Origin of the sequence: uncultured Clostridium sp. (assembly GCF_947036855.1) — a bacterium.
Taxonomy (GTDB): Bacteria; Bacillota; Clostridia; order Clostridiales; family Clostridiaceae; genus Sarcina.
This window is the reverse complement of sequence record NZ_CAMQRY010000048.1, coordinates 1-17,499: the sequence shown is the minus strand read 5'-3', so window position 1 is coordinate 17,499 and position 17,499 is coordinate 1. Positions and strand designations below refer to the sequence as shown.

General features: G+C 27.2%; 18 protein-coding genes. 17 read left to right on the top strand and 1 reads right to left on the bottom strand.

Annotated elements, in window-relative coordinates:
* Nucleotides 1-129: 129 nt before the first annotated feature.
* From Q0V15_RS06770 to Q0V15_RS06700, 15 genes are all read left to right on the top strand, one after another.
* Nucleotides 130-579 (top strand): HK97-gp10 family putative phage morphogenesis protein, encoded by a 450-nt coding sequence (locus Q0V15_RS06770; RefSeq protein WP_297437289.1) that lies wholly within the window; start codon nt 130-132, stop codon nt 577-579.
* Between the two features lie 4 nt (nt 580-583).
* Nucleotides 584-919: a hypothetical protein gene (locus Q0V15_RS06765; RefSeq protein WP_297437288.1), complete on the top strand. Its 336-nt coding sequence runs from the start codon at nt 584-586 to the stop codon at nt 917-919.
* A gap of 20 nt (nt 920-939) precedes the next feature.
* Nucleotides 940-1,584 (top strand): major tail protein, encoded by a 645-nt coding sequence (locus tag Q0V15_RS06760; RefSeq protein ID WP_297437286.1) that lies wholly within the window; start codon nt 940-942, stop codon nt 1,582-1,584.
* Between the two features lie 101 nt (nt 1,585-1,685).
* Nucleotides 1,686-2,000, top strand: coding sequence for a phage tail assembly chaperone G (locus Q0V15_RS06755; RefSeq protein ID WP_297437285.1), 315 nt, complete (start codon nt 1,686-1,688; stop codon nt 1,998-2,000).
* A 10-nt stretch (nt 2,001-2,010) separates the two neighbouring features.
* Complete coding sequence (locus tag Q0V15_RS06750; RefSeq protein WP_297437283.1) at nt 2,011-2,556, top strand: phage tail assembly chaperone G; 546 nt, start codon at nt 2,011-2,013, stop codon at nt 2,554-2,556.
* Between the two features lie 28 nt (nt 2,557-2,584).
* Nucleotides 2,585-5,911 carry a phage tail tape measure protein gene (locus Q0V15_RS06745; protein WP_297437281.1) on the top strand — a complete coding sequence of 1,109 codons (3,327 nt, stop codon included), beginning with the start codon at nt 2,585-2,587 and terminating at the stop codon, nt 5,909-5,911.
* A gap of 1 nt (nt 5,912) precedes the next feature.
* Nucleotides 5,913-6,614, top strand: a complete 702-nt coding sequence (locus tag Q0V15_RS06740; RefSeq protein WP_297437279.1) for a distal tail protein Dit — start codon at nt 5,913-5,915, stop codon at nt 6,612-6,614.
* The gene (locus Q0V15_RS06735) at nt 6,614-8,005 is read left to right on the top strand and encodes an alanine-zipper protein (RefSeq protein WP_297437277.1); all 1,392 of its coding nucleotides are present in this window, start codon (nt 6,614-6,616) and stop codon (nt 8,003-8,005) included. Before Q0V15_RS06740 ends, Q0V15_RS06735 begins: the two co-directional genes overlap by 1 nt.
* Nucleotides 8,006-8,033: 28 nt before the next feature.
* Nucleotides 8,034-8,354 (top strand): XkdX family protein, encoded by a 321-nt coding sequence (locus Q0V15_RS06730; protein ID WP_297437275.1) that lies wholly within the window; start codon nt 8,034-8,036, stop codon nt 8,352-8,354.
* A 55-nt stretch (nt 8,355-8,409) separates the two neighbouring features.
* A complete protein-coding gene (locus Q0V15_RS06725) occupies nt 8,410-10,347 on the top strand; it encodes a phage tail protein (RefSeq protein WP_297437273.1) in 1,938 nt (645 codons plus the stop codon).
* A gap of 17 nt (nt 10,348-10,364) precedes the next feature.
* A complete protein-coding gene (locus Q0V15_RS06720; RefSeq protein WP_297436857.1) occupies nt 10,365-10,622 on the top strand; it encodes a hypothetical protein in 258 nt (85 codons plus the stop codon).
* A 26-nt stretch (nt 10,623-10,648) separates the two neighbouring features.
* Nucleotides 10,649-10,852, top strand: a complete 204-nt coding sequence (locus Q0V15_RS06715; RefSeq protein ID WP_297436859.1) for a hypothetical protein — start codon at nt 10,649-10,651, stop codon at nt 10,850-10,852.
* Between the two features lie 140 nt (nt 10,853-10,992).
* Nucleotides 10,993-11,784: a GH25 family lysozyme gene (locus Q0V15_RS06710; RefSeq protein ID WP_297437271.1), complete on the top strand. Its 792-nt coding sequence runs from the start codon at nt 10,993-10,995 to the stop codon at nt 11,782-11,784.
* Between the two features lie 352 nt (nt 11,785-12,136).
* A complete protein-coding gene (locus tag Q0V15_RS06705; RefSeq protein ID WP_297437269.1) occupies nt 12,137-12,781 on the top strand; it encodes a hypothetical protein in 645 nt (214 codons plus the stop codon).
* Between the two features lie 22 nt (nt 12,782-12,803).
* Nucleotides 12,804-13,949, top strand: coding sequence for an XRE family transcriptional regulator (locus Q0V15_RS06700; RefSeq protein ID WP_297437267.1), 1,146 nt, complete (start codon nt 12,804-12,806; stop codon nt 13,947-13,949).
* Between the two features lie 70 nt (nt 13,950-14,019).
* Here the strand turns inward: Q0V15_RS06700 and Q0V15_RS06695 are convergent, their stop codons facing one another.
* Nucleotides 14,020-14,583 carry a hypothetical protein gene (locus Q0V15_RS06695; RefSeq protein WP_297437265.1) on the bottom strand — a complete coding sequence of 188 codons (564 nt, stop codon included), beginning with the start codon at nt 14,581-14,583 and terminating at the stop codon, nt 14,020-14,022.
* 496 nt (nt 14,584-15,079) lie between these two features.
* On the opposite strand from Q0V15_RS06695, the gene Q0V15_RS06690 reads away from it, so the two are divergent.
* Together Q0V15_RS06690 and Q0V15_RS06685 are read left to right on the top strand one after the other, a co-directional pair.
* Nucleotides 15,080-15,574, top strand: coding sequence for an SUKH-3 domain-containing protein (locus Q0V15_RS06690; RefSeq protein WP_297437263.1), 495 nt, complete (start codon nt 15,080-15,082; stop codon nt 15,572-15,574).
* 18 nt (nt 15,575-15,592) lie between these two features.
* Nucleotides 15,593-16,045, top strand: a complete 453-nt coding sequence (locus Q0V15_RS06685; protein ID WP_297437261.1) for an SUKH-3 domain-containing protein — start codon at nt 15,593-15,595, stop codon at nt 16,043-16,045.
* Nucleotides 16,046-17,499: the final 1,454 nt, after the last annotated feature.

Genomic DNA, 17,499 nt, shown 5'->3' with positions numbered 1-17,499 from the left:
CCATTGAATTATTATCTGATGAAAGTATTAAGAATATAATAATTGAATTTAATAAGGTGAAGTATACGGTTGTGAGCGTAGACCAATATAGATATCCAAAAGAATATATAGTGATTGTAGCTATTGCTTATGAGTAGTTTTAGTTTTGAAGCACAGGGATTAACAGAACTTATTAAAGAATTTGAAGAACTTGGAAGTCAAGAAGAAGCGTTGATAGTAAATAAAAAAATAGTGAAAGAATGTGGTGGGCTAGTTCAAGCAAATGCTAAAGAATTAGCTCCAATTTCGTTGGACCATATGAATTCTGGAAGATGGAATAAAAGTGGTCAATTTAGAAGTCAACCTCCTGAACATATGGCGAATGCTATTCCTTTAAAAGTTAAAGGTCAAACAGCTATAGTCGGATGGGAGAAATCTGATACAAGTCCATATTTTTATGCTAAATTCGAGGAATATGGAACATCGGAACATGCACCACACCCATTTTTACAACCTGCACTTGAAAATAGTGAGGGGGAATTTAATGGAATTGCAGAAGAAAAATATGCCGAGTTAATTAATAAGAAGCTAGGAGCTTGATTTTATGGATAAAAAAACTATAAATGAAATAATAATTTCGTTATTAGCTGATATAGCTCCAGTAAGTTATGGTTGGTTTACGGGAAGTAAAGAAAATCATATAACGTTCTTTGAGTATAATATGCTCGGTAATAATTACATGGATGATAAATTGTATTCTATGAAACATAGCATCCAAGTAGATTTATGGGGTTATTCAAACTTAGAGGATATAAAAAATAAAATAATTAAAATATTAATAGCGAATGATTTTATTTTTATAAATTGTAAAGATTTATTTGAATCTGAAAAAAACTTATATCATAAAGTCATTAGAGTTAGAATAACTAAAGAATTTTAAAAGTGAAGGAAGGTAATATTATGGCAGATTCTATAACAAATACTATTGAAAATGAAAGAGCAGTTGGATTTAAAGATATATTTTTAGCTAGTGTTTTTCAAAATGATGCTTCTATTTATTCTGTTAGTAATACAGTTGAGCTTGCAAGAGCGATATCTGGGAAATTAACGGAGAAGGTAACAACTACTACGTATTACTCAAATGATGTAATAGAAAGCGTAAATACTTCAATTACTGGGGTATCATTAGAATTAGAAGTTAATGCTTTAAGTCCAATGATGCAATCTACTATACTTGGTAAAAAACTTATAAATGGTATTCTGGCTACAAATAGTCAAGATACAGCAAATCAAACAGCTATTTCTTTTAGAATTAAAAATACAAAAGGTTTATATGAATTTTATCAGATGTATGATGTAGTATTTGAAACAGAAGGTAAAAGTTTTAAAACTTTAGCTGATAAAGAAAAAGATGAAACAATTAAAATTAAAGGAACTTGTACACCGATGGTTAAAACAGGTGATTACTATATTTCTGTTAATGAGCAATATTTATTAGAAGGTGATACAGATGCTAAAGCAGCTATTGCTACATGGTCTAGCAAAGTACAAATTAGAAGTGATATTATTAATCCATTAGTAATTTCAAAGCCTGTAACAGCCTAATTATTTAAAAATAAATAAAATGTTAAAAGAGTTATATGATTAATTTCTATAACTCTTTTATAGATTTTAAAGAATAAAAAATGAAAGGAAGTAATTTTAGTATGAATATTAAAATAATGAAAAATAAAGAGCAAAAAACGTTTCAACTTGGAGAAATTAAAGGTGATGTTTATCGAAAGTTTTTAGTTGTAAAAGATATGCTTCTAAAAAAAGAAGAAACTAAAGTAGAATATACAGTTAAAGATTTTGATGATATGTGTGATTTTATAATAGAGGCATTTGAAAAAAAATTTACAGCAGCAGAGCTATTAGAAAGCGTGAATATTTGGGATATAAATATTTATGTAGTTGAAATCCAAAAATATATAAATGATAAAACAACAAATAAAATGAAAGTTTTAACGGACTCTCTTTAAGGCTTGATACATGGATATAAATATAAAGAATAAAAACTATAAATTATATACAGAAGTTATTAAAGGTAAAAATGTAATAGCTTATTTAGAACTTTCTGATATTTTAAAAACTAATACAAATAAGTTTGAGTTACTCAATGCTCAAGCTTATTTTTTATATAGTTTTTTAAACAATAAAATTTCAGTATCACAAATTCTTAAAAATGTTAGCTCAAATGAAGTTGATGAATATACAACAGTTCTATTTAATTATTTACATGAAAATATAGATCATAAATTAATTAAAATCTTTGGATCTTTAGATAAAAAAGAAAACATAAGAGAAAAGTCGGCTTTTGATGATTATGATAAAAATAATGGTTATGAAGATTCTGATGCAACTATACAAAACAAAGAATATTTAAAAGATATTATTTATTCAATATATGATTACGGTACTCAAAGTGGAAATAGCTTTCAAGATATGAATGAAAACATAAATTTTATTAATTTTTTAGATTATTTTGATTTTATTGTAAATCGAAAACCAAAAGAAAAATCAGATATTGAAAATTAAATTTAACTTTTAAAGAAAGGAGAAAATTATGGCTAGTGCTAGTGTAAAAATCAATGCAAATTCAAGTGAATTTCAAGCTTCAATGAGAGCAATGACAAATAGCTTAAAAGAGGTAGATAGTAGTTTGAACTTAGCAAGTGAACAAGCTAGATTATTTGGCAGTAGTAGCGATGCTCTATCTTCTCAAGTAGACTTATTATCTTCAAGGTTAGAAGGACAAACTGCAATACTTGGAGAACAAAAAGAATATATAACTGTTTTAAGCGAAGACCAATTAAAACTAGCAGAAGCACAAAAAGCTTGTGAAGTTTCACTTGCTGACTTAAATAATGAAAGAAAAGAAGCTTTAAGTGAATATGGAGCTGAAAGTTCTGAGGTTGAAGCCTTAGATGCTACAATTTTAGAATTAAATGTAGAATATAGAGCACTTGGAACATCACTTGATAGAACAAATGCTAAAATGGCTACAGCAACTATTAAAGCTAATAATATGGAAACTAGTATGCTAAGGACAACAGCTAGTCTTAATGAAGCAAATCTTGCATTTAAAACAAGACATATAGATGCTTTTAGTTCAAGTATGGGGAAAGTTAGTTCAGTTAGTGGAAATGTTTCACGAAGTTTAAGACCTTTAAGTTTTGGACTTCTTGCAATAGGTGGTTATGCGGGATATGCCTCAGTTAAATTTGGAACAGCGTTAGCAAAACTTAGTACAATTGCAGATACTTCAAAAGTTAGTATGGGAACTTTCAGAAGTTCTATTCTCGCATTATCCAACCAAACAGGAGTATCAGCAACAGAAATTTCTGAAAGTGCATATCAAGCTATTTCAGCAAGTGTAAATACTGGTGATGCTATGCATTTCGTTTCACAAGCTACAGAACTCGCAGAAGCTGGCTTTACTGATACTGGACATTCGGTCGATGTATTAACAACAATTTTAAATGCTTATGGTCTTAAAGCTAGCGATGTCGGAAGAATCAGTAATGATTTAATCCGTACTCAAAATCTTGGAAAAACTACAGTAAATGAACTTTCTAGTAGTATGGGTGCGGTTATTCCAATAGCTGCTGCAACTGGTGTAAATCTACAGCAACTATCAACAGCATTTGTTCTTTTAACAAAGCAGGGAATAAATACTGCAACAGCAGGAACTGATATAAAGGGGATGTTAAATGAATTAGGGAAAAGTGGTTCTAAATCTGATTTAATTTTACGAAAACTTACAGGTCAAGGGTTTAAGGGATTAATTACAAGTGGAAAAACCGTTGGTGATGTCTTACAAATGTTAAAAATTCATGCTGAGAAAAGTGGCAAAGGATTAAATGATATGTTTGGAAATATCAGAGGTGGAACCGCTGCAATGGATTTAGTTAAAGTTAGTTCAAAAACTTTTAATGATACGCTTGAAACTATGAATAAAACAGGGAATGACACAAATATAGCATTTAAAAAGATTTCTGAAACCGCTGGGTTTAAACTTCATAAAAGTTTAATTCAACTTCAAAATGCAGCTATAAAACTTGGTGGAGCATTAACTCCAATCATTGCACATATTAGTTCAGGATTAAGTAAAATAGCTACAAGTATTTCTTCGTTATCACCAAAACAATTAAAATTAATCACTGATATAGGTATAGGAATTATTACATTTACCTTATTTACAGGAATTTTAAGCAAAGTTACTGGTGGACTTGGATTACTTGGAAAAGGTTTATCCAGATCAGTTAAATTCTTTACTAAAACTGACCATGTAGTTGGTGGTGTTACAAAATCTTATAGCCAATTTGGTAAGGTTCTTGGTGGTATTAAAAGCGTAGCTTCAAAAGCAGGAGAAACAATGAAACTTTTATGGGGAATTATGATGGCTAACCCTATTATTCTTATAGTAGCTGGACTTGTCGCATTAGGTGTAGCGTTTTACGAAGCTTATAAACATTGTAAAGTATTTAGAGACGGAGTAAACGAAGCTTTTTCTATTATTATAAAAGCTTTTAAAACTTGTATAACTTTCTTATCAAGTATTTTCGGGCCTATTTGGCAGTCAATTATGAGTAGTTTAAAAGTAGCTATAAAGGTATTTAGTGAAGTTGTTACTTCAATATGGAGTGTAATAACAACTATATTCAAAGGTTTTATGAGTTTTTTATCAAGTGTATTTAAACCGTTATGGAGTACTTTAATAACTAATCTAAAAGAACCTTTAAGTAAGTTTGGAATAGCAGTATCAAGTGTTTGGACAACTATAAAATATATATTTACTACATTTAGTAGCTTCTTATCAGGAGTATTTAAACCAATGTGGAGTGCAGAAATAGGAGTATTAAAATTTCTTATAAAAGGTTTTGCAATTGTTATAGGTGCCATTTGGAAAGGAATTGAATTTGTTTTCAAAGGATTTATAGACTTCTTTAGTGGTATGTTCAAATCTAATTTTGAAGAAACTACAGGAGCTGTATCAGTTATTATTAAAGCATTAAAACCAATTTTTGATATAGTGTTTAATGGAATAAAACAAGTGTTATCAGTATTTATAGGTTTCTTAAAAGGAAATTTTGTTGCTACTTTTAAATTTGCATTTAGTCTTATTGGAACTATAATAAAAGGTTTCTTGGGAATCGCTACTGGTATTATACATATGATAACAGGCGTGTTTAGAGGATTAACTGATTTTATAGTTGGTGTATTTACAGGGAATTGGTCCCAAGCTTGGAATGGAATTAAAGAAATATTCAGTAGTGTATTTAATGGAATGAAGGAAATATGTTCAAGCGTTTGGAATTCTATTATTAGCATTATACAAGGAGCAGTTAATTTTATATCTAGTATTATTAGTGGAATATTTAGTGCTTTTAATAAAGTAACAAGTATAGCTTCAAATATTGGACATAAAGTTGCCTCAGTAATTGGACTACATGTAGTTTTACCCAATATAGATATAAATAAAAATTCCAATTTAAATGTGAATCACAGAGCAATACCTATGTCATTTGCTTCTATGCCAAAGACTTTATCTAATATGAAAAATAAAACAACTTCATTTGCCTCAATTGGTAGTTTAAATAATAATTTAAATTCTTTAAGTGAGCTATCAAGTATAGCTTCAAACTCTAACTTAAATAATATTTCAAATAGTGGTAATAAAAATAATATTGATATAAATTCTATTATTGATAAAGTTGCTACTGAAATTGGGGAAAAGGTTCATGAAGCGTTTAAAAATAATAATACTGATAAAGAAATTAATTTAAAGGTAATTCTTAATGGAAAAGAAATAGCTTATGCGAGCAATGATTATCAAAATAGAATGAATGGAAAAGAAATAGAACTACAAAAAAGATTGAGAGGACTTTAATATGAAATATTTAGAATTCAATAATAGAAGTTCAGAAGATTTTAAACTTGGAATTATTAAAGTTAATATCGGAACACCAAAGCCTAATTTAATAACTGAGAAAGTACCATATTGTAATGGTACTTTTGATTTTAGTACCGTTGTAACAGGTGGACTTAAAACATATTCCGATAGAACTATTACAGTTGATTTTAATTATATTAGTGATGGACAAGAAGATTTATATACTAAGTTTAGTGAAATGAGTTCATGGCTACTATGCGGTGCTAAAGACAAACTGATTTTCAATTATATTAATGGATTTTATACTGGGCAATGTACAGAGATAAGTACTTTAGATAGCTTTATAAATTATGGTAAATTTACAGTTACTTTTATATGTAATCCAAGTTTAAAAGTTGGTTCTTATGGTGATTATATTTGGGATAAATTTAATTTTATTAACGGAATATCCGAAATAGCTAAATGGACTGTAAATACTAATGATATTATTAGTATTTTCAATAAAGGAATTGATGTTAATCCTAATCTATTAGTTGATTCTGATATAACTATAACTTTAAATAATAAAACTTTTAAGCTACAGGCAGGGGAAAATATTTTAAATGGACTTATTCTAAAGAATGGAGATAATGAAATTAAAATTTTAGAATCTAACCACAATACTACAATTCAAATAAACTTTGAAAAGGAGATGATTTAATGGCTAATATATTAAATGAAATTGATAAAATAAATACAGCCATTTACGGTAAAGATGTTCGTGGAGCATTAGCAAATGGACTTACATTAGTCAATGATGAAGTTAATACTTTAAATGATAATATAACTGTTGTACAAAATTTAGCTGAAAATGCTGAATCAAATATTAACGAAGCCGTAAACACAGCTAATTCAGCTAGTTCTAATGCAAATACAGCCGTAAGTAAAGCTAATACCGCAAGTTCAAACGCTACTCAAGCTGTTAATACAGCAAATAGTTTAATAGATGAAATTAATAAAACTAAAGCCTTACCACTTACAGGTGGAACGTTAAGCGGAGCAGTAGTAGTATCAAATGGTAGCAATAGTGCTGGGATTAATTCAGGGCAATTATTATTAAATGGTGCAGCTTCAATTTATTTAGATGCTAATAATAATATAAATATTAATTCTGGTGATTCCACTACCGATGGTAAATTACTTGGACAAACTATAGTACAAGGTGGTTTAGAAACTACTACTTTTTTAAAATCAGATAGCAATTCTATTTATTTTTCAAGTAATGAAGCTATAAATGTAGATAGCAATAATAATCTTATTTTAGATACTAATAGCGTTTATTCCGATTTAAAGTTTCAAAATAAAAGTTTATCTGAGTATACACAGAAAATATCTGAGAACTCTTATACTGCAACAGGGGGGATTAATTTAGTAGATAAATCTAATTATTACGAAATTAATGGAGGTATCAACTGTCCTAACGGTGGTTATAACTATGTTACTTCAACTAATAAACCGTTAATTCTAGGTAGAGTATATACTATAACTATGCTTGTTAAATCTACAATTCCTAACTTTTATATTGGTACTTGGTATCAAAAAACTTCTGCTAATGTAGTTGATTTCAATAAAAGTAATAGTCAAATTATAGAAGTAGGTAGCGGTCATTATCTAGCATCTATAACATTTACAGTGAGTCAAGATTCTGTAGGAAATAACTGCTATCAAGCTGCGTTATATAACACCCATGGCTCTTCAGACACAACCGTTATGTGGTGTATGTATTCAGAGGGTGAAAAAGCTTCAAGTTGGAGTCCGAGTATAAATGATATGAGAAGTTCTAGCAGTACTCAATTAATGGCTTTAGGTCATAGCGTTTCAAATCTTATGATAACTAATATTCAAAATGAAAATAAAAACAAACAACTTGGAGCAGTTTCAACAAATTTAATGATTGAGAATATAAAAAGTCAAAACCAAAATAAACAACTTGGAAAAACTTTAAGTAGTCTTATCATTCAAAATATAAAGAATCAAAAAGAAATAGATACTTTAAAAGAGCAAAATAAAACATTAGCATCTATTTTGGTTAATCAACAATTAAAAAAATAATAAATAATTATTGAAAGAAGGAATTTAAATGACATTTGAAGAGTGGAAAGAATTTTATGGATGGGGTTATACAAGCAAAGCACAGCTTAAAGAATTAGTTGAAGAAGGTGCTCTTACAAAAGAACAATATAAAGAAATTACTGGAGAAGATATGAATCCAGTAGCTGAGCCTATTAAATCTATTCCAAAAGTTGAAAATAGTAATACTACAAATATAAATTCTACAGTTGCAGCTAATCCAGTAGCTGATATTAAAGATAATACATCTATAAATAAAGAAACAGATCCAAAAGTTAAAGTTACTAAAAATGAGGTAGCAAAAAGCCCACTTGGATTTCTTAATAACTAAAGTGAAAAATATATATAAGTAGATTATCATCTACTTAATTTAAGATTGGAGCAATATGTTTAAAGTTTTTCATAAATTAAATAATGAAATTATATGTTTATCAAAAATAATTAAATATCAAAAGAATCAAGCTGATATATTAACTATCGCTTTACCTTTTAACTCTAATTATTTTAATAAACTTAAGAAATACTTAGATTATATAAAAGTAATTAATACTAAAGATAATACTACAGTTTTTGAAGGTAGAGTTTTATCGAGTCAAGCATCTATGGATAGTACAGGTGAATTTGCTAATGTAATCACTTGTGAGAGTGTTTTAAACTACTTTAATGACACTAATACTGGTAAGTGGGAGTATCATCCCTTAGAAGTCCCTGAGAAAGCACCAAGTTATGCAATTCCAAATGCAACAGTTAAAATGTTTTTAAAAGATGTATTAGATAACCATAACTCAAAAGTTAGTAAGGAAAAGCAAATCTTTCTTGGTAATATAGAGTTTGATGATGCAGTTTTTATTAAGGTTAATTTTGAATCAAGTTTAAGTGTAATTATAAGTAGAATAGTTGATAGACATAATGGTTACTTAATTATAAGAAATGAAAATGGTTTAAACTATTTAGATTTCTTATCAGAGAGTCCTATTAAAAAGACTCATAACATTTCAGTTGGAGTAAATATGGATTCTATAAATATCAATGATAGCAATACTAATATTTTTACTAGAGTAATTCCATTTGGAAAGAATCGTATAGATATAACCTCAGTAAATAATAATTTAAACTTTGTAGAAGATGCTGACTTAATCGCTAAATACGGAGTTATTGAGAAAGTAATGGAGTGGCAAGATGTAACGATTCCTCAAAACTTACTTAATAAAGCTAAAGCTATTTTTACGCAGGTTAAAATAGATGCTGATGAAATACAACTAACAAGTTTAGACCTTAGTTATATAAATAATAATTTTGAATCTTTAAAGTTATATACACCTGTAAGAGCAATCAACAATGCACTATCTTATGATAATAAACATGAAATAGTATCTATAAATTTAGATTTAGACTATCCGTTTAAAAGTACTTTTGATTTAAATAATGACGCAACAACTTCAATAAGCTGCGTTAGTAATGTTATAGAGCAAACTAATTCAAATAAAATTGAAATTGTAAGTATAGGTAGTGAACTCGAAACCAAAGTAAGTGGTGATTCTTTTGAGTCTTATAAAATCCAAAGTGCTGATGAAATTAAGAATACTGTTAAAAGCATAGATGGAAATATTCAAAGCGTTAGAGATCAAACGTCAACTCAAATAAAGGATAGTGTAACTAATCTTAATGAAAACATTAAAAGTGTTAGAGAAGAGACCGCAAGTGAAATATCTAACAAGGTATCAAGCGAAACTTTTAATTCTTCTATAGTTCAATTAAAGGACCAAATAACATCAACTGTCAAAAATTCAGAAGATAATACATCTAGCAGCATAAAAGAATTATCAAATGAAATATCAACCAAAGTTAGCAGTGATGAGGTTAGTTCTTCATTTACGGAAAAGATGAATGAATTTGATTTTAAGATTGGTGATACTACTCCTTTATCAATAACTAAAGATGAACTTGATATGGAATTTTCAAATGGTGCTAAATGCATAATAAGTAAAGATGGCTTTTATTATAATGCTGATGGTAGTAATCATGCATACCATTCACTTTATTATCATGATTCTATAACAAAGGTTCGCAGTGGAGATAGCCGAACTATAACAGTTCCTCAAATTTTTAAAGGTAAAGATTATAAAATAGCTTATTGGCTTGGTAATATACTTAGCGAGAACCCTACAGATTGCTTAAATTCTTATGATGTTGAATTACTTGAAGATAATAGGGATAATCTAACCTTCACTATAAAAGTTAGTGTAATGGCGTTTAACCCACGAATTGAGACAAGTCCCTATTGGCGTGGATATGGAAATATAGTTTATACAATACTAGCATAAAGGAATAGGACTGAAAAATGAATGATGAAAATTTAAAATTAATATTAGAAACTCATAAAGAAAAAATTAAAATTAATGAAGAGCATATAAGTAAACTCGAAGAAAAGATAATAGAGCAGATACAAGATACACAAGAAACTAGAAATGATTTAAAGAACTTATGCAAATCTGTAGAAAGCCTAACAAGTACGGTTAAATATTTATGTATGACACTTGCAGGGTTTTTACTTGGGTTTTTCGTATGGATGATACAAAATCATTTTGTTATTAAATAAATTAAAAGAAAGAAGGATAAAAACAAATGAAAATTATCAAAGAAATATTAAACAGATTAAAAAACACAGGAACTATTATAGCCATAGCAGGAGCTATTCTATTGATTTTAAATAATCTTGGAATGCTTGTAGATAATCAAAAAGTAATGATTATAATAAACGCTATATGTAGTATTGGCGTAACACTCGGAGTATTAAATAACCCAACTACACCACACCTACAAAAATAAAATCAAATACTGGCAGTGAAACGATAGAGCTTGAAGGCTCTTTTTTTATTGCCTAAATATATAAAACCTAATAATTATTACCGTCTGACATTGTCAGACATACGACATACAAAATAAATAAATGAAAGAAGGAACTTACAATGATGAATATTAAAGGAATAGACATATCAAACTACCAAGGAACTATTGATTTACACGAGGCAAAAGATGCAGGCATTAAAGTTTGCTATATAAAAGCTACAGAAGGACAAACTTATACAGATCCATTACTTATGCAAAACTATAATAAAGCTAAAGATGCAGGTCTTGATATAGGATTCTATCACTTCATACATTCTTATGATGATGGAGCAGTACAAGCTAGATTCTTATTAAGTAAAATATCAAACTTAGATTATAACTGTAGAATAGCAATCGATATCGAAATCACTGATAATCAATGTGCTGCAACAATAAATAAATGTATTCATGACTTTGCTACTGAAATAACGAACCAAACAGGTCACTATCCATTAATTTATACTAACCTTAGCTTTGCTAATGACTACTTAGATGCAAGCCTTAGAAAGTATGGTTTATGGCTTGCTGAGTATGGAGTAGATAATCCATCAACTAGCACAGCATGGGGAAACGATTTAACAGGATGGCAATATGCTGATAATGGAAACTTTACAGGAACAACTGACCTTGATGTATTTAATACTGGTGTTTATATTCCATGCGCAGAAAAAATTCATACTTTAGAAGCAGGTGATTATGCAACAGTAACCGCAACTACTTTAAATGTTAGAAGTGGAGCAGGAACAAACTATGAGATAATAGGTAAAGTTAAAGCAGGAGATAAAATTAAACTTGCTGGCAAAGTAGGCGATTGGTGGTCAACTTATTATGGAGAGCATGGTGGATTTATGTATGCCACTTATTTAAAATAGTTTGAATAATAAAAAATTTCATGTTAACATTATTTTATTCAGTAGAGATTGTATTACTATACAGTTTTAGCCAACTGTTTAAAGTGTCAATAAAAGCCCAAGCAAGTTGTAAGACTTTTGCTTGGGCTTTTATTTTATTTATCATTAATAATGATAATATACTAAGAACTAAATTATATTAAATTGGATAAACTATCTCTATATAACAAATTTTACATTTGAAATATATTAAATTAGCAATTATACTTGATAAAAAACTATAAAAAAGAAAAAAAACTTGATAAGAGATTCTTTTATAGAAAATTAAATGTTATAATTAATACTTAATTAACATTGAAAGAAGGTAAAATTTATGGAATCTACTATTCAAGTAATCAATTTAATAAATAAAGATGCACGTGATAGTCTTTATAAAATTATGTATATTGGAACAACAACTTTTTCGCGTTTTTTAACTGATTATACGAGTTATACAAACTCTGAATCATTTAAAGAAAACAAAACAAGAATTTTCAATTCTTTTATAAAAAGACAATTTGAAACTGATCACTTACCAACAGCATTTCCTTTTGAAAGTGAATTAAAAAAAGTAAACGGCTGTAATAGAGCTCTTTTTTTAACAGATGAGAATACTAAGTTAACTATAAAAAAAGGTTCTAAACAAGAATATCGTAATAATGCCTCAAATTATTTAAAAGAAGAAGCTCAAAATAATAGTCCATATTCTCAACAAGTTTCATTTTTTATAACTCCAACAGATATACCTAAAAATAAACGTATCTTTATGATTATTGAATTTGATATTGATGAATTAGGAATCTCTTATTTAAGATTTGCTATACCAGATCAATATTTAAAATCATCTATAGATACATTTAATGGACTAGATGAATATAAAACTGTTATTCTAGGAACTGCAAATACTCCTGAAACAGAAAAACTTATAGAAGAAAATATAATTGATTTAAAAAAGATTACCGCATCTTACACTAATTAAAAAATCAGGATGGTGAATTTAAATGAGAATACTCAAATTTAAGGATACATCTGGACGATATTTCCCTAATAAAATAAAAGAAGCTAGAATCGCTCGTAGCATGTCTTTAAGCGAACTATCTAAACAAATAGGTGTATCTAGTCAAGCAATATCACAATATGAGCTAGGATTAAGTAACCCAAGCTTTAATATTATGCTAAAAATAATAAATGTATTAGATTTTCCTATTAACTTCTTTTCAAATAATATAAATATCGAAGAAAAGAAAAATATTGTTTATTTTAGATCTAATAAAAATATAACACAAAAACTAAAAAAAGCTTGTGAAGTTCGAATTAACTGGATTGATAGCACCTATGAATTTATAGAACAATATTTTAAACTTCCAACATTAAAACTTCCTAATAAGAATTATGATATTGAAAGCTTAGATTCTTTAAAAATAGATCAAATAGCTTATACTCTTAGAGAATATTGGGAATTAGGTGACCAACCGCTTAGCAATTTAACTGCCTTACTTCAAAAAAATGGATTTGTAATTACAAAATTAAAAATAGGAACAAAAAAAGTAGATGCATTTTCATGTTGGCAAAATAATATACCTTATATTTTTTTAGGCGATGATAAAAATTCAGCTGTACGATCTAGATTTGATTTAGCTCATGAATTAGGACATTTAATTCTCCATAGAAATTTAACAAAAGAAGATTTTGAGGAAGATGAAAAGCTTAAAGATATCATTGAGTTTCAAGCAAATACTTTTGCAGGAGCACTTCTATTACCTAGAGAATCATTTAGCAAAGAACTTATAACATCTTCTATTGATAGTTTGATTCTATTAAAAAGAAAGTGGAAGGTTTCTATTTCTGCAATGATCATGAGAATTATAGATATAGATTTATTAACTGATAATCAAATTAAATATTTAAAATCACAAATGATAAAGTATAGGTATTATCAAAAAGAACCTTTAGATGATATATTGTTAATTGAAAGACCTTACTTATTTAAACAAGCTTTTGAAATCCTAATTGAACATAATATTGTGACAAAAGATTTTATATTAGAATTTTTAAATTTAAAAAAAGAAGAAGCTATAGATCTATATTCTTTAGAAAAAGGATTTTTCGACAAACCAGATAATCTATTACAACTAATAACCAATTAATATAAATTAGAATCCCGACAAGTAAAATTATATTTGTCGGGATTTTTATTTATTCTTTTAAAAGATAAAATTATATAATTTTATCTTTTAATTTTTGCTTTAAAAATGGTTTGATAGCAGCAACTATAAGCGCATCTATTTTCTTTTTCTCTAAACTTGAAATACCTTTTCCAGATTTATTAAACATATCTTTTAAAAATTTATAATCATTTTCAGTATTAAATTTATTATACTTATTTTCAGTGAATGCACCCTCATCCAATAAAAATTTTAAAAGTTTTCTACTAAAAAATTCACTAGATATTGTAATATAAGTGTTTTTTTCCACTGCATGTAGCAATTTAAACATTTTCTCATTTACTTTAGTAAGATCATTCAAATCATTTCTATTAAATTTTTCTATACAAGAACTTCCTATAGGTCTTAATGATTTATTGTTTTTATTATTTTTTATTTCAAATAAGTATTTTATGTTTTCTTTACCACAAATACATTCCGATTCATTGTCTATGCTTTCTTTACAATCAACAATATCCCATTCCTCAACAGCTTCTTCCCAATTAGATGCACATGAATTAGAAATAATAGTCTTTATTAAATTTTCAAAATATTTGCTTTTTTTAGTTATTTCCATATAAATCCCCTTTTTATACTTATTAATTTTAAATATAATGAATTCACTTTCATAAAATTAGTATAAAACAAACTTGTGAAATATATATTTCCAAATTTCCAACAAACCGTAAATTTTAATAGTTATGCGTATAAATTCTATTATGCGAATAACTTTATATAAACCAAGTAATAGAGCCAGTTACAAGAACTTAAATCTTGTAACTGGCTCTATTTTGCGTTAAAATACCTCAAAAGGCGAATAGCTTTATCGACAAACAATATAAAAAGAGATACTATGAATTGCTAGAATTAATCACCAAATCAATATATGATAATAAACTAAGACTCTAATAAAATACTTAAATTTAGAGGCGATATATTATGAATTTAAAAAAGCACATAAAAATTTCAAAAATTTGCTTAACTACTAATTTCAAATCATTGGTGCTTTATAGTTGTCATAGATTAATTGTACTTTAGAATTATAGAAAATATAATTATTGGGGGAAATCACAATGAATGAAAAATCACAAGTTATATTAGAAGAAGCTGGTTGGTATGAAGGTCGAAAGATAGATGCTACAGAATGGTGTTTATATTTTAAGCGAGGAGGTATAAAATATTTAGAATCTTTCAGAAGTTTTTTTGAAGAGTTTGGTTTATTGGATATTAAATATAAAAATGTGATATTTTCAGAAAAAAAGGATGACTTTTATAGTGAAGAGCAAATTACAATACCATCAGCGGATGAACCAGTAGATATTCAAAATTTTTCTTATGATGAAAAATATGAAAATGAAGAGATATTAGTCTTTCAGAAAATAATAAATGAAAAACTAATGAGAATAGGTTTATTTGGAAAAGGTAATTACAATCTATTTATTTCGGAATCCGGAAAATTTTATGATGATGATGGACTATTGGCTGAAAATAAAAATGATTTATGGGATTGTTTAATAGAAAAAGATTATACTAATGCTATTTCATACGAAGAACTTCAAAAAATATAATTATTGGGAGAAATTAAAATGAGAATGGAGACAAAAGAAATTTTAAGTAAAAGTGGTTGGTATAGTGGAAGAAAAATAAATATAAAGCATTTTATCAAATATTATGAGGATGCTGGAATGGAAGTATTTGAATCTGTCAAAAAATTTTTAGAAGAATTTGGAGACTTAGAAATAAATATTAAAATTCACACACTGAAATTTGGAGAAAATATCTATAAAGCATACTTTAATCCAATTCATTTTAAATGGGGCTATGATACAGATTTAGATATAGAAGAGTTTATTAAAGAAAAGTTTTTAGTTGTTGGTGATATGCAAAATAATATGTACAAAGTAATAATTGGAGAATCTGGAAAAGTATATTTTGATGATGGATTAATTTCAGAAAATATTGATGATGCACTTGATATAATTTGTTTAAAACAAGATGATAAATTAATTTTATTTGAAAATTTAGTTTATATAAATTGATTTAAATATCTTTCACTTTGGATTAATACTTCGTATAAAGCCTCATTTGCGAAGAAGTTTTGCACTAATATAAATTATTGTTGCTTTGTATTTGTCACAGAATAATTGTACTTTAGAATTATAAAAAATATAATTATTGGTGTAACTATTAATGAATGAAAAATCAAAAGAAATATTAAGTCAAACAGCAGATGATAGTGAGGAATCAGTCGAATCTGTAGAATACGCATAAGTGGATTTACAAAGAGTTATATTAACTTTTTCATTAGCCATTTCAGGGGTTGGTGTTATCAAAAAAATTCAAAACATAAACTAGAGATAATGGTAAATCGCTAGTGGCATAAATTTACTTTGTTATTTTTTTATTAGAAATTTATGTTAATATTTTTAAGTAAATAAATAACATAAGGAGATTTAATGTGAAATCATTAAAATATAATTATCTAAAATATATTTTAATATGGATGTTTAATTGCTTGGTTTTGATAATACCTTCAGTGAAACCCGCATACTACATGTATATTAATAATATGAATGTTGTACTACCTATAAGAAATGATGCTATAACTAATATGGTGTTAAGAAGTATACTTATTTTTATAGTTTTATTTTTAATAAATTTTTTAAGTTTTAAGATTGCAAAATATATTTCGTATAAAATTAGAGGGGGGAAAGTTAAATACCTAACAATTTTTTTTATATTCTATATTGAATTATTTATACTAACATTGCTTTTTTTGAAAAATTTTAAACTAGCTTTTTTGGGGTCTTTTTTTATAATTATTTATAGTTTTATAGTTATGCTACAAGACTATTTATTTTCAAAGATATATAAAAGGTTTAATACGTTAAGAGTTATGATAATAAATACAATAGTATTTTTATCAATAACAATTGGAATACCAGTTTTCATTATAATTACAAAATTTCATTGATACAAAAACAAAGTATGATGATTATAAAATCTTCTTATTAAGTCTTTATCCACTTTCAAGAGAAAAAATAAGATGAATTTAATTTTTTGGTTTGTAAGCAATATAAAAAAGAAAGCTAACTTCAATTATGAAGTACATCTTGTTAAGCAGATATAGTAAAAATGGTATCTACTTAACAGTGGGATTTTTTTAGGATAAAAAATAGTATCAAAACTTAACAGTATCGACACCGATAGGGGTTCTTACTCAAGTATGGGTATAAAAAATAGTTGTATAACACATGAGGGTTTATTAATACTCTCTTGCTATACAACCATTTATTTATATTTACCCAAAGATGAGAAAGAACCCCGATAGGGGTTGGTGCTGTTTTTCTATCTTTAACAGGTTTCAAAACTTAGTATCAAAACATTTAAGCATATTCTAGTTTTGATACTGTACTGGCATTACATTATAGAACACACTTGATACTGTACTGGCATTACATTATAGAACACACTTGATACTGTACTGGCATTA